Origin of the sequence: Bradyrhizobium sp. SMVTL-02 (genome assembly GCF_051853005.1) — a bacterium.
In the GTDB taxonomy this organism is placed as follows: domain Bacteria; phylum Pseudomonadota; class Alphaproteobacteria; order Rhizobiales; family Xanthobacteraceae; genus Bradyrhizobium.
This window is the reverse complement of the sequence record NZ_CP182469.1, coordinates 1,872,808-1,885,401: the sequence shown is the minus strand read 5'-3', so window position 1 is coordinate 1,885,401 and position 12,594 is coordinate 1,872,808. Positions and strand designations below refer to the sequence as shown.

At 62.0% G+C, this 12,594-nt stretch carries 14 protein-coding genes and 1 pseudogene; 3 read left to right on the top strand and 12 right to left on the bottom strand.

Annotated elements, in window-relative coordinates; translation table 11 throughout:
* Positions 1-66: 66 nt before the first annotated feature.
* Together ACNJYB_RS08825 and ACNJYB_RS08820 are read right to left on the bottom strand one after the other, a co-directional pair.
* Positions 67-270 carry an ATPase domain-containing protein gene (locus tag ACNJYB_RS08825; RefSeq protein WP_439373582.1) on the bottom strand — a complete coding sequence of 68 codons (204 nt, stop codon included), beginning with the start codon at positions 268-270 and terminating at the stop codon, positions 67-69.
* 287 nt (positions 271-557) lie between these two features.
* Positions 558-782 carry a hypothetical protein gene (locus ACNJYB_RS08820; protein ID WP_439373581.1) on the bottom strand — a complete coding sequence of 75 codons (225 nt, stop codon included), beginning with the start codon at positions 780-782 and terminating at the stop codon, positions 558-560.
* A gap of 319 nt (positions 783-1,101) precedes the next feature.
* Here ACNJYB_RS08820 and greA point away from each other — a divergent pair, with 319 nt between their 5' ends.
* Entirely contained in the window at positions 1,102-1,581 is a 480-nt protein-coding gene (gene greA / locus ACNJYB_RS08815) for a transcription elongation factor GreA (protein WP_439373580.1), read from the top strand.
* Between the two features lie 62 nt (positions 1,582-1,643).
* Here greA and ACNJYB_RS08810 read toward each other — a convergent pair whose 3' ends face one another.
* From ACNJYB_RS08810 to groES, 5 genes are all read right to left on the bottom strand, one after another.
* Positions 1,644-2,087 carry a PDZ domain-containing protein gene (locus ACNJYB_RS08810; RefSeq protein WP_439373579.1) on the bottom strand — a complete coding sequence of 148 codons (444 nt, stop codon included), beginning with the start codon at positions 2,085-2,087 and terminating at the stop codon, positions 1,644-1,646.
* Positions 2,088-2,099: 12 nt separating this feature from the next.
* The gene (locus tag ACNJYB_RS08805; protein WP_439375508.1) at positions 2,100-2,555 is read right to left on the bottom strand and encodes an Hsp20 family protein; all 456 of its coding nucleotides are present in this window, start codon (positions 2,553-2,555) and stop codon (positions 2,100-2,102) included.
* Between the two features lie 521 nt (positions 2,556-3,076).
* The gene (locus tag ACNJYB_RS08800) at positions 3,077-3,418 is read right to left on the bottom strand and encodes a hypothetical protein (protein WP_439373578.1); all 342 of its coding nucleotides are present in this window, start codon (positions 3,416-3,418) and stop codon (positions 3,077-3,079) included.
* A 197-nt stretch (positions 3,419-3,615) separates the two neighbouring features.
* Positions 3,616-5,238 (bottom strand): chaperonin GroEL, encoded by a 1,623-nt coding sequence (gene groL, locus ACNJYB_RS08795; protein ID WP_439373577.1) that lies wholly within the window; start codon positions 5,236-5,238, stop codon positions 3,616-3,618.
* 35 nt (positions 5,239-5,273) lie between these two features.
* On the bottom strand, positions 5,274-5,588 hold the full coding sequence (gene groES, locus ACNJYB_RS08790; RefSeq protein WP_439373576.1) for a co-chaperone GroES: 315 nt from the start codon (positions 5,586-5,588) through the stop codon (positions 5,274-5,276).
* A gap of 290 nt (positions 5,589-5,878) precedes the next feature.
* Between groES and ACNJYB_RS08785 the strand changes: the two genes are divergently transcribed.
* On the top strand, positions 5,879-6,106 hold the full coding sequence (locus ACNJYB_RS08785; RefSeq protein ID WP_439373575.1) for a hypothetical protein: 228 nt from the start codon (positions 5,879-5,881) through the stop codon (positions 6,104-6,106).
* A 43-nt stretch (positions 6,107-6,149) separates the two neighbouring features.
* Here the strand turns inward: ACNJYB_RS08785 and rpoH are convergent, their stop codons facing one another.
* A complete protein-coding gene (rpoH, locus tag ACNJYB_RS08780; protein ID WP_439373574.1) occupies positions 6,150-7,043 on the bottom strand; it encodes an RNA polymerase sigma factor RpoH in 894 nt (297 codons plus the stop codon).
* A gap of 434 nt (positions 7,044-7,477) precedes the next feature.
* Here rpoH and ACNJYB_RS08775 point away from each other — a divergent pair.
* Positions 7,478-7,597: pseudogene (locus ACNJYB_RS08775) on the top strand (LysR family transcriptional regulator); the annotation flags it as partial.
* 268 nt (positions 7,598-7,865) lie between these two features.
* Here the strand turns inward: ACNJYB_RS08775 and ACNJYB_RS08770 are convergent.
* From ACNJYB_RS08770 to ACNJYB_RS08755, 4 genes are all read right to left on the bottom strand, one after another.
* Positions 7,866-9,065: an ABC transporter substrate-binding protein gene (locus ACNJYB_RS08770; RefSeq protein WP_439373573.1), complete on the bottom strand. Its 1,200-nt coding sequence runs from the start codon at positions 9,063-9,065 to the stop codon at positions 7,866-7,868.
* 72 nt (positions 9,066-9,137) lie between these two features.
* Positions 9,138-10,298: an iron-containing alcohol dehydrogenase gene (locus ACNJYB_RS08765; protein ID WP_439373572.1), complete on the bottom strand. Its 1,161-nt coding sequence runs from the start codon at positions 10,296-10,298 to the stop codon at positions 9,138-9,140.
* A gap of 72 nt (positions 10,299-10,370) precedes the next feature.
* Positions 10,371-11,381 (bottom strand): NAD(P)H-dependent flavin oxidoreductase, encoded by a 1,011-nt coding sequence (locus tag ACNJYB_RS08760; protein WP_439373571.1) that lies wholly within the window; start codon positions 11,379-11,381, stop codon positions 10,371-10,373.
* Between the two features lie 19 nt (positions 11,382-11,400).
* Positions 11,401-12,591, bottom strand: a complete 1,191-nt coding sequence (locus ACNJYB_RS08755; RefSeq protein ID WP_439373570.1) for an acetyl-CoA C-acyltransferase — start codon at positions 12,589-12,591, stop codon at positions 11,401-11,403.
* Between the last annotated feature and the right edge of the window lie 3 nt (positions 12,592-12,594).

Below are 12,594 nucleotides of genomic sequence, written 5' to 3'. Positions count from 1 at the left end.
ACGAGCTCAAAAATCTCGATCCCATCGAGATCCCAGCCGTGGGTCTCTACTTGCCGCAGTTCGTCCTTACTTTCGGAGAGCGCAATGTACAGACAGCGCTCCCCTGGAGGCACCGTCGAGAAGAAACTGCAGGGCCAGGGTGGTCTTTCCGGTTCCCGGCTGGCCCTCGATCAAGTGCACGCGGTGCGATGCGTATCCGCCATCGAGAATGCCATCGAAGCCGGCGATGCCGGTAGAGATTGCCTGCGTTTTGCCTTCAGGAACGTTCATTTGCCTTCCGGATGTCCAAGCGCGGGCCGGCCAGCAGGCGTCGCTCCGCCGACTGGCGTGGCTGGATGTGATTGGCGTGGTTTTCGCGAAGACAGGGCCAAAGCCCTTGAGCAGGCACCATGGCTGCAAACATCTTCCTGGAGGGTATTTTCGTGCGAATTTCCGGCGTTCTGTCAAGCCGCCGAAACTGTCGCGGGCCGGAACCCGAATAGGAGATTGGAGTTACCCGGCGGCATGATGTCAAACCCTCGCCACGAACCCCGCGCGACTAGGCCGCCGAGTTGAAGTCACTCCCTGCTCGGCCGCTGCGCGGCTCGCCGCCGCGGTTCTCGAAGCCTATCCGGGCTATCAACTGCGTCCAGTTCGGCATCTATTTTTTCGAGAAGACGTTCGATCTCCTCGCGCTCCCCTGGACCTGGATCTTCTTCGAGGCGGCTGATCAGGTGCTGCTTTCGAGTGAGGAGCATTGCCACGCTCGTCATCCGAGGCGTGAGTTCGGGATGCTGGTACATCGGTCGCCACCTATCTTCATTGTCGCAATGCAACGAAGGCGACGCTCCGAGGCGCTCGGCCGGGAGCGTGCCAAGTCCACCTTGATACGCGCAAAACTCACGACCGGAACGTCAGTTCCTCGGTCGCCAAGAGGGATCGCTATCAAGCAATCCGTCCAGCGGAGGGGGGCCACGGCTGTGGGCACAGGCGCTCCTTGGAACAGGCGATGTTCAGCATAGTTGCCAGCCGAATAGCACCGAGTTCGCGTCGGCCGACAGACGACAGCGTGGCCGTTCTCGGCTCTCGGCAGCGCTCTCAGGAAACTCGGTAGCGAATGCGATGCCAACCCTCCCTATGACTGCGGCCGGTCATGCCGCTCTTCAGAACGAATTAGCCGACCGCATACGAAATACGCGGCCCCATCTTGCCGAGCGTATTCAGCAAGCGATCGCGGACGAGCCCAATCTCATGGAGAATTCGGAGTACCAGGCCGCGCTGGCCGAGCAGGGCTTCAACGAGGCTCGCATAGCCGAGTTGGAAACCAAACTTGCACGTGCAGAGGTCATCGATGTCTCGAAGCTCTCCGGCGAAACTGTCAAATTCGGCGCGACGGTCACGCTGACGGATCAGGATACGGGCGAGGAGCGAATTTGCCACATCGTCGGCGAGCCGGAAGCTGATGCGGCCAGAGGCAGGATTTCAGTCAGCTCGCCTCTCGCACGGGCGTTGATAAGCAAGTCCCAGGGCGCAGTCGTAGCTGTCGAGACTCCAGGAGGCGAGAAGAGTTACAAGATTGAGCGTGTTAGGTGGCTTCCCTAGGAGCAGAAGGGCCAGCTTTGAGCCAACCTGCGATTTGACTGCCACATTGCTTCGCACCCGCATCAGCGCAACAGACGAGTGGATTTGCTGCTTGCCTGGATGGGCGGGGCAACTTTCACGACTGCAGAACTGGTTTGGCCGCCCCGCAGGATGGTAAGCTTCACGTCCTGACCGACGCGTGCAAGGCCGATTTTATTGCGCAGTTGCGAGGCTCGGATCGGACGGTCATCTGCCATGATCACGATATCGTCCTTCCGCAAGCCGGCCTTTTCAGCCGGAGAGCCTGGCGCGACCTCCGCGATCACCGTCCCTTCGTTGCGGCCTTGTTGGTTGGTCGACGGTTGAAGCTCGCGCAGTGAAACGCCAATGCGGCCACGCATGGGATCACCAGGCAGCGGCAGAATCGCCCGTTGCAATGCTACGATCGGAATTGCCCAGAACGCCGCGGCATGGCCGAGCAGCACGATGCCCAGGACAGCGTCCGTGACCATCACAGCGCTCAGCATGGATCGAGGCTACTAAGCGGCTTCATGCTCAATTTGCGACGAAGCAGCCGTTCCACTTCCGATCTGGATCTTGCGCGGCTTCATCGCTTCCGGAATCTCTCGAACGAGATCAATGATCAAGAGACCATCTCGGAAGGATGCCTGCTTCACCTGAACGTAGTCGGCCAGGCTGAAGACTCTCCGGAACGGTCGCGCCGAAATACCTTGATACAGATACTCGCGCGCAGCACCATCGGATTTCCTGCCTTCGATCGCGAGAGCATTCTGCTCGGCAGTCACGGAGATGTCGTTGGGACCGAAGCCTGCCACCGCCAGCGTGATTCGATAGTGGTCCTCGCCGGACCGCTCGATATTATACGGCGGGTAGTTGTCCTCGGTCGGCTGGCGCGACATGCCGTCGACGAGGTCAGCCAGATGATCGAAGCCGACCGTGGTGCGCCAAAGTGGCGCGAAATCAAGTGTCCTCATAGCCAAGTCCTCCAAAGAGCAATATGGATACGAAGCAAGGCAGGATGGGAGTTTCGATCATGGTCGGACACCCCGGTCCAGCCTCGTGCCGAGCCCGGCCTGGCGCTCGGCACACCGCAGTCGCGGTCGAGAAACGAACTAGAACTGGCACTCGGGAGTTCAAGAGGACGTGCGCATTTTTTTCTGCAGCAGACGCTCGCCGGGGGCTCAGTAATTACGCGGCGAAGCGATCCGGGAAAGCGCCCTGGCGTAAATCGTTCATCACTCGTTGCTCTCGCTCAATTCGCGCTCGATAGAGCTGGCGCTCTTGCTCGCTCTTCGCAGTTCGGAGCAGGCGCTCGTAGTGAGCGATCACTTTCTCGCTGCCTCGGATAAGAAAGTCCCGGACGCCGGATTCCCATCGTCGCGCCGGTGGCAGCGTCGGAGCTCCCGCGCAGGAGATGTCCTGCCGAATTCGGCCCGGACATGATTGTCGCTCGCTCCTGATCTTGCATGAGCTAGTGAGCGGCCTCGCAGGCCGCTCACTGACGTTCAGCTTGTTGCCGCCAGTCCGGTCGGGCGGGCGTCGGCTGCGGCCAAATACCGGTCGGCGTAGGGGTCGGCGGCAGCAAGATGTCGATCTTCATCGTTGCCGCCGCAGGCTGCCACTTCAGCCACGGCATCGTGTCGGGATACGGGATTGGCGGCAGTGGTAGTCCAGTGAAGGCACCCTGTGAGGCCTCGGGTCCCCGCGGGCTTTCCACGCCGCACGCACCGAAGGCCGTCAGGGACATTGCGCTGCCCATTACCAGAGCGAGCAGGCGTCCCGGCAGCTTGCGATTGGTCTCCGTCCGGGCGGAGAACGTATGGTGATGGCTCAGCATCTATACTCCTCCCATCGTTCGAAAACAGATCCAGGCGATGGTGACAAAGCTCAGGTGGAACATGAACCAGTGGATCGTGTCCTGCCTCATCCTGAGCTGACGACGATTGGACTTGTTCATGGCAGACTCCATCTTTGGAAGCGGTCTTCTCTCCTCTCATTGGTAGAGCCCGGCCTTGATCGGCCGGGCTCGCTTGTTCAGAAGTCCATGGCCGGAGCGGCCGGAGCAGGTTCAGCCTTTTTCGGCTTCTCGGCCACGAGTGCCTCGGTCGTGATCAGCAGCGATGCGACCGACGCGGCGTCCTGCAAGGCGGTGCGGACGACCTTGGCGGGATCGATCACACCGGCTTTCACGAGGTCCTCGTACTCGCCAGTCGCCGCGTTGAAGCCCCAGTTGTGGCTCTGGTGCTCCAGAAGCTTGCCGACGATCACTGAGCCATCCTCGCCGGCGTTCTGCACGATCTGGCGAGCCGGCATCTGGATGGCGCGGCGAACGATGTCGATGCCGGCCTTCTGGTCCGCGTTCTCGGTCTTGATGCCGTCCAGCGCCTTGAAGGCACGCAGCAGGGCCACCCCGCCGCCCGGGAGAATGCCCTCTTCGACCGCCGCGCGAGTTGCATGCATCGCATCATCGACGCGATCCTTGCGTTCCTTGACTTCGACCTCCGTCGCGCCGCCCACCCGGATCACCGCAACGCCTCCTGCAAGCTTGGCGAGGCGCTCCTGCAGTTTTTCCCGATCATAGTCGGAGGTGGTTTCCTCGATCTGCAGCCTGATTTGCTGGGCGCGCGCCTCGATGTCCTTCTTGGCGCCCGCGCCGCCGACGATGGTGGTGTTGTCCTTGTCTATGACCACCTTCTTGGCGCGGCCAAGCATCTTCACTGTGACCTTTTCCAGCTTGATGCCGAGGTCCTCGCTGATGACATTGCCGCCGGTCAGGATCGCGATGTCCTCCAGCATGGCCTTGCGCCGGTCGCCGAAGCCCGGCGCCTTGACGGCCGCGACCTTCAGTCCACCGCGCAGTCTATTGACGACCAATGTCGCGAGCGCTTCGCCTTCGATGTCCTCCGCGATGATCAGGAGCGGCTTACCGGACTGAACGACCTGCTCCAACAGCGGCAGCATGGTCTGCAAGCCGGACAGCTTCTTCTCGTGAATCAGAACGTAGGGATCCTCGAGCTCGACGCGCATCTTCTCGGTGTTGGTGACGAAGTATGGCGAGATGTAGCCGCGGTCGAACTGCATACCCTCGACCACCTCCAGCTCGGTATGCAGGCTCTTGGCCTCCTCGACGGTAATCACGCCCTCGTTGCCGACCTTGTTCATGGCGTCGGCCAGGAAGCGGCCGATCTCGGTATCACCATTGGCCGAGATCGTGCCCACCTGGGCGATTTCGTCATTTGAGGTGATTTTCTTGGCGTGTGATTTCAGGTCGGAAACGACAGCGTCGACAGCCAGGTCAATGCCGCGCTTCAGGTCCATCGGGTTCATGCCGGCGGCGACGGATTTGCTGCCCTCCCTGAAGATGGCCTGCGCGAGCACGGTGGCCGTCGTGGTGCCGTCACCGGCGGCATCGCTCGTCTTCGAGGCGACTTCGCGCACCATCTGCGCGCCCATGTTCTCGAACTTGTCCTCCAGCTCGATCTCCTTGGCGACGGTCACGCCATCTTTGGTGATGCGCGGCGCACCGAACGATTTCTCGATCACGACGTTGCGCCCCTTCGGACCGAGTGTGACCTTCACCGCGTTTGCCAGTGTGTCGACGCCCCGCAGCATGCGCTCTCGGGCCTCGGTTGCGAACTTCACGTCCTTGGCAGCCATTTTGATCTCTCCTTTCCTCTATGACTGTCAGCGCGCTATGCTGCCTTCTTGACGGTCGCTGTCGTGTCGACAACACCTAGAAGGTCGCTCTCCTTCATGATCAGGAATTCCTCGCCGTCAATCTTAACCTCCGTGCCAGACCACTTGCCGAACAGGACACGGTCACCGGGCTCGACGTCGAGTTGAACGAGCTGGCCCTGCTCGTTGCGTGCGCCGGGGCCAGTGGCGACGATCTCGCCCTGCTGCGGCTTCTCCTTTGCTGTGTCGGGAATGATGATGCCGCCGGCGGTTTTCTCCTCGGCCTCGAGACGTCGCACGAGCACGCGATCGTGCAAGGGGCGGAAATGCATGCACATCCTCCTTGGGTAGGTTCAGCGATGTCCAAAATCCGGGTCCGTAACGGCCCCCGGGCGAAAAAGCACCTAGGCGCGAGGGATCTACTTTCAAGAGGAGGGAAGAAATTTTTGCGACGAGGGCCGGCTGCCGCTATCGCTCGCGGCTGGCCCAAGGAGACCCGTCCCAGCGTCCGGAATCGCTCGCCGCACGTTGAAAACCTAGATCTGCAAACCAAGATGTTTGCTCGGCTGCAGAGCAACTCTGCGCAGCAATTGGAGCATCATCGAAAGGAGGATAACCAGAGATGCGGATTTTGCTGATACTTGCCCCTCTACTGCGGATGGCGGTGTCCCTGCAGGCGAAAGAAGCCGATTCGCCGCGAGCAGTGCAAAGCTCAGACGCCGCCGTCAAGCAGTTTGTCAGCAATCAAAGCGGCCAGCCGCGCAAGCCCGCAAGAACAAGGTCCGATGGCGGCAAGGGCCGTGAATTCTCGGCGAGAGCCATCGTGCCTGATATCTGCACCGGCTGCTGATCCATCGATCAGCAGCCGGCCAGCGGAGTTTCGTGTTCTGCTTCTAGTACGCGCTTGCTGAAGCAGCCTCAAGATCCGGAAGGCGTGCGCATAGCATCGTCTTGATGCGCTTCAACGCACGCTGCTCGATCTGGCGGATACGCTCACGAGAGATCCCGAAGGCATGAGCAAGATCGTCGAGCGTTCTTTGCTCTTCGACCATGTAGCGGGCCTCGACGATGGTGCGTTCTCGCGGAGAAAGCGCACCCAGCGCCTCCGAGAGTGCGGCCTTCCGCCGTTCACGGTCTCCGGTCTCAACGAGCTGGGTTTCAGGATCAGGAGATGAATCGGCGAGCCTGTCCTGCCATTGCTCGCCTTCTTCGTCACTGAGCTGAACGTTCAGCGTCATGTCGCCACGGATCCGCCCGTTCATCTCGACGACGTCGGTCTCCTTGACCTGAAGATGCTCAGAGATCTGCTTCACCTGCACCGGCGAAAGCTCGCCATCGTCCGACGCACCAAGGCGTCTCTTCAACTTTCGAAGGTTGAAGAACAGCTTTTTTTGCGCCGCAGTCGTGCCGAGCTTAACGAGTGACCACGATCTCAGGACGAATTCCTGCACGGACGCCTTGATCCACCAAGCGGCATAGGTCGCCAGGCGAAATCCCTTCTCAGGGTCGAACCGCTTGACGGCCAGCATCAATCCGACGTTGGCTTCCGAGATGAGGTCGGCGATGGGCAATCCATAGCGCCGGTATCTCAGGGCGATCTTGGCAGCCAATCGTAGATGGCTCGTCACCAGACGGTAGGCAGCTTCGCGATCCCCGGCATCCCGAAGACGCCTCGCATACATTACTTCTTCGGATGCATCGAGCAGCGGGAAGCTACGGATCTCTTGCAGATACCGGGACAACCCGGCTTCCGAATGGATGGCAGGGAGGGCTGACTTGATCGACATGACCTGCCCTCCTTCAGAAGCCATCGGCGCTCTCGAGCCCTAACGAGCGGCCAGAGGGAAGACGCAGCCGCCGGGACTCACCGAGGTGAGTGAGACTGATCGACGGCCAAGCGACGATACGGTTAGCTTTCATATCCAAATCCTCCATGGAGCAAAATGGTACGAGCCGCCGTGTCGCCTGGCTTGGCTGGGCCCTGAGGCGCCCAACGGCACTCAGGCCGGCGGCGCCAAAAGAACTGCGAACCCAATAGGTTGTTCCTCGTGTCAGCTAGCCAATTCGCCGGAAGCCAAACTGCCGCGGCCCGATGAGACGGGGGATGAGCCCGACCAGTGCCCCCTGCTCTCCTGCCGGCCATGACCTCCTCGGTCGAGGTGATGGGCGAATCCGCTTGTCCCGGGAGCCCCGAGCCCGGCGCGAAGTTGCATGCTCGGGGCTGAACATGCTGATCGTACCGGAACGGTTGGGCATCGCCCGCGTGCGCTTGCTGGCCGACTTTCTCTCGGCACAGATCGCGCAAACACCTGGGATCAACAAGCCCGCCCATGGAGGCTAGCGATCGGTCGTTGGAGCAATACCTGTGGGCAAGCAGCAGCCCATGCAAGCGGATGGTGTGCCTACCTGCTGCTCTCCAACGCAACACCATCCGGAAGGCGGATTGTCGTTCGCGAACGCAGCCATCTCGCGCCGCGATGGTCGCTTTCAGACCCGGGGACTCCGGCACGTAGGAGTATCCGCAGGTCAACCATGGTGGATTCATCCTGATCGTTTCCAGGCCTCGTCGGACCGCACCTCGAGGCCTAGAACGTCACGCGTCGGATGGGCTACTCCGAGCTCGCATCAAGAATCCCACCGAACGGTTCCCAGCGGCTCCCGGTCCAGCGCTGAAGCTGCAGTTGCGTCCAGACCATGTTGTTGGTCTCGCTGGTGTTGATCCAGATGCCCGGCAGTGCTGTCGACAACGTGAAGTTCTTCAGCGACTTCGCCTGCTTGATGATGTTCTCGCGCGAGAGGTCGTCGCCGCATTGGTGGAGGATCTGCTCCAGCAGCATGCCCTGCTGATAGCCGGTCAGATAGCTCGTATTGGTGATATCGGAGCCTGCCAGATACCGATCGAAGAAGGCGCGATAGGCCTTGATGGCCTCATCGTCCTTCCAGCTCTCGTCGTTTGGATCCTTGTTGAAGGTGCCGACGATGACGCCCACGGAATTCTCCAGCCCCGCCGGCTTGATCGTTCCGGCAATCGACGAGGACGGGAAATTGATCAGGATCGTTGGCTTCCATGCCGTCTCCGCCGCGCGTCGAATGGCTTGCGCGGCGAACTTGGGCGTGCCGGCGATGAACAGCGCCTGCGCGCCGGAACTCTTCAGCGCCATGACCTGCGAGTCGATCGTCGGCTCGGTGACCTCGTAGCTGGCGGTGACCACGCGCTTGTCGAAATCGGCGCCGAGAACTGCCTTGAACGCGCTGACGTAGTCGCGGCCGAGATCGTCATTCTGGTAGAGAATGGCGTATTTTGCCGAGGGCAACGCGCGCATCAGATACTTCGCGTAGATCTTCCCTTCGGTGTCATAGCTGACGAGTCCGGTGGTGGTCAGCGGATAGTCCTTGACACTTGTGAACTTGCTCGCGCCTGTGACGATCGCAATCGTCGGCACGCGCTTGGCAGCCAGATATTTCGCCACCGCAGTGTTGCCTGCGGTACCGAGCTGGCTGAACATGAACGCCACTTCGTCGCTCTCGACCAGTTTTCGTGCATGCTCCACCGATTTCGGCGGGCTGTAGGCGTCGTCGAGCATCAGGTAGTCGATCTTGCGTCCGTTAATGCCGCCGCGCTCGTTGACCGATCGCATATACGCCAGCACGCCATGTCCGACCTGGCCGATCGAGGAAGCAGGCCCGCTGAGAGGAAAGATGCCGCCGATCTTGATGCTTGTTGCGGTGACACCGACCGGATCGCCCGCCCAGCAGGGTGCGGCTGCCGCAATCAAGAGTGCACAGGCCAGTCGGATGCTCCTAAACATCACGTGTTCCTCCAGTGTTGCTTTTGCGCGCGGCCTCCGTGCGGCAGGCCGTGACGGACAGTTGGCGCTTCTTCAGGCGGCCAATTTGAGAATCTTGACGACGTCGCCGGGCTCACGGATCGGCTGAGGGTTCGCCCTCGTGAAGATCGACAGCATTGCGTTCTTGCCGATCAACTCGAAACGGTCCTCGGCAACGCCGACGTCCGCGAGCCTGCGCGGCAAGCCGAGCTCCGCGACGAACGTCGCGAAAGCGTCGCCGGCATCCCGTTCCGGTGCGCCAAGCGCCGCGGCGACCAACCTCTGTGCGGCTTCCGTGGCGGGGCGATTGTATCGGAGCACGCTCGGCATCATCACGGCCGTGCAGAAATAATGCGGCACGTCACAGGTCCCGCCGAGGACATGGCCGATGGCATGGCTGGCACCCATCGGAACGCGCGACTGCAATCCGAAGGCCGACATCCAGGACCCCAACTGACAGTTCAGCCGCGCCGCTTCATCGTTCGGCTTGTCCTTGGTGCGCCGGAGCCCGTCGTACAGATAGCGCAATCCGTGCTGGCACACCGCGTCGACGAGCACACCGGGACGGCTGGAGCAGATCGCCTCGATGCCGTGATCCATTGCGCGCGTGCCTGATCCCAGCCAGAGCTTCTCGGGTGTGTATTTCGTGATCGCCGGATCGAGGATGATGCTTCGCGGCATCATCATCGGGTGATTGAAGATCTGCTTCAGCTTGCGGCTGGTGTCGGTGACCAGCGCGCCCGAATTGTATTCGCCGCCGGAGAGCGTGCTCGGGATGGCGATCATGCGCACTTTCGGGGTTCGGAATGGCCCGAAGCGGCGGTCCGGCGTGGTCTCGAACCCATCGAGCCCCATGGGCTCGAATATGTCGTGCTCCATGCACATCAGCACGATCTTTGCCGCATCGACCACCGAACCGCCGCCGATCGCGACGACCAGGTCGGCCTGGGCGTCCTTGGCCTGCCGGGCGATCTGCGTCACCACGTCCCGGGTCGTGTGCTGCGGCACCCCGTCAAAGGTCGCGGCATGGCGCCCGCCGAGCGCCTTCCGGATCCTCTCGATCTCGTCGGTCGTGGTGTTGAGCGTGCGGCTCGCGATCAGATAGACGCGCTGGGCGCCCAGGCGCTCGGCCTCCTCCCGCAGCGCCTCCGCCGCGGGCTTGCCGTAGATCACGGATTCCATGGTGGGATATTGATGGCTACCGACGACAGGCATGCTCTTCCTCCCTGATGTGATTTTCTCCGCACGCTGCGTCGCCGGGTCACGACGCGTCAGCCACCCCGGTCTTCAGGCGACCGCGCGCGCCCGCTGCGTCTCGACCCTGCCGTCGAGGAAGCCGGTCAACCGCTGGCGGATGATCGCTTCCGCCTCTGCCATGATGCGGTCGATCAACTCCTTGACCGTGGGGATGTCGTGGATGAGCCCGACCACCATGCCGCAACTCCAGGCCCCGGCATCCATCTCACCGTCGACCATCACCTTCGGATAGACGCCGGCCACCTGGTCGAGGATATCGTCGATCTTCAGATTTGCGCCCTTCTCGCGCTCGATTTCGAGCAGCTCATTGACGCCCTTGTTCTTCAGTACGCGCTCGGTGTTGCGCAATGCGCGCATGACCAGAACGGTGTCGAGCTCGGTCGCCTTGACCAGCGCCCGCTTCACGTTGTCGTGGACCGGCGCTTCCTTGGTGGCGACGAAGCGGGTGCCCATGTTCATGCCGGCCGCGCCCATCGCGAGCGCACCGACAAGGCTGCGTCCGTCCGCCATGCCGCCGGAGGCCACGAACGGGATCTTCAGCTCATCCGCCGCCCGCGGCAGCAGGATCATGTTCGGGATGTCGTCCTCGCCGGGATGACCGCCGCATTCGAAACCGTCGACACTGACGGCGTCGCAGCCAATCTTCTCGGCCTTGAGCGAATGCCGCACCGAGGTGCATTTATGGATCACCTTGATGCCGGCGGCCTTCAGCGCCGGCATGTAGGCCTCCGGGCTGCGGCCCGCGGTCTCGACCGCCTTGATTCCGCCCTCGCGAATCGCGGCAATGTATTCCGGATAGGGCGGGGCCGACAGCGTCGGCAGAAAGGTCAGATTGACGCCGAACGGCTTGTCGGTCATGTCGCGGCAGCGCGCGATCTCCTTGGCGAGTAGCTCCGGCGTCTTCTGCGTCAGGCCCGTGATGATGCCGAGACCGCCGGCATTCGACACGGCCGCAGCCATCTCGGCGAAGCCGACATAGTGCATGCCGCCCTGGATGATCGGATGCTGGATGCCGAACAGTTCGGTTATTGCTGTCTTCACGTGAAAACTCCGTTTCCGCTCAGTGGACGATTTCGAACAGGCCGGCCGCGCCCATGCCGCCGCCGATGCACATGGTCACCACGCCGTACTTCGCCTTGCGCCGCCGGCCTTCGAGCAGGAGGTGGCCTGTGAGCCGCGCGCCGGTCATGCCGTAGGGATGACCGATTGCGATCGAGCCGCCGTTGACGTTCAGCTTGTTCGGATCGATCCCGAGCTTGTCGCGGCAATAGATCACCTGAACCGCATAAGCCTCGTTGAGCTCCCAGAGATCGATGTCATCGATCTTGAGGTTGTGACGCTTGAGGAGCCGCGGGATCGCAGCGACCGGCCCCACGCCCATTTCGTCCGGCTCGACACCGGTGGCGACGAAACCGCGGAAGATGCCGAGCGGCTTCAAGCCCTTCTGCGCGGCGATTCTGTCGCTCATGATCACGCAAGCGGAGGCGCCATCCGAGAGCTGGCTGGCATTACCTGCGCTGATGGTCTTGCCCTCGAACACCGGCTTGATCTTCGACAGGCCTTCCGCCGTGGTATCCGGCCGCGGGCCTTCATCCCGACTCAGCGTGACCTGCTGATAGCTGACCTGCTTGGTGTCCTTGTCGACGACCGCCATCCTGGTCGTGATCGGCACGATCTCGTCGTCGAAACGGCCGCCCTGCAGCGCCGCGCCGACCCGGCGCTGGCATTCGAGGCTGTATTCGTCTTGCCGGTCGCGGCCGATCTTGTAACGCTCGGCGATCACTTCGGCCGTCTCCAGCATCGACATGTACATCTCTGGCTTCATCGCCATGAGATCCTGATCGATGGCATGGAACTTGTTCATGTGATCGTTCTGCACGAGGCTGATCGACTCGATGCCGCCGCCGATTGCGATCTCGACGCCGTCTGATATCACCGAACGCGCAGCCACTGCGATCGCCTGCAACCCAGAGGCACACTGCCGGTCGATCGTGGTGCCCGCGACCGTGACCGGCAGGCCGGCGCGGATCGCACCCTTGCGGGCGACATTCATGACCATGGTACCCTGCTGCATGGCGCAGCCCATCACGACGTCCTCGACCTCACCGGGCGCGATGCCGGCGCGCTTCACCGCCTCGGCCATCACGTGGCCCGCCAGGGTCGGACCATCGGTGTTGTTGAGCGCGCCGCGATAGGCCTTGCCGACGCCGGTGCGCGCGGTGGAAACGATCACTGCTTCGGGTGATGACATGCT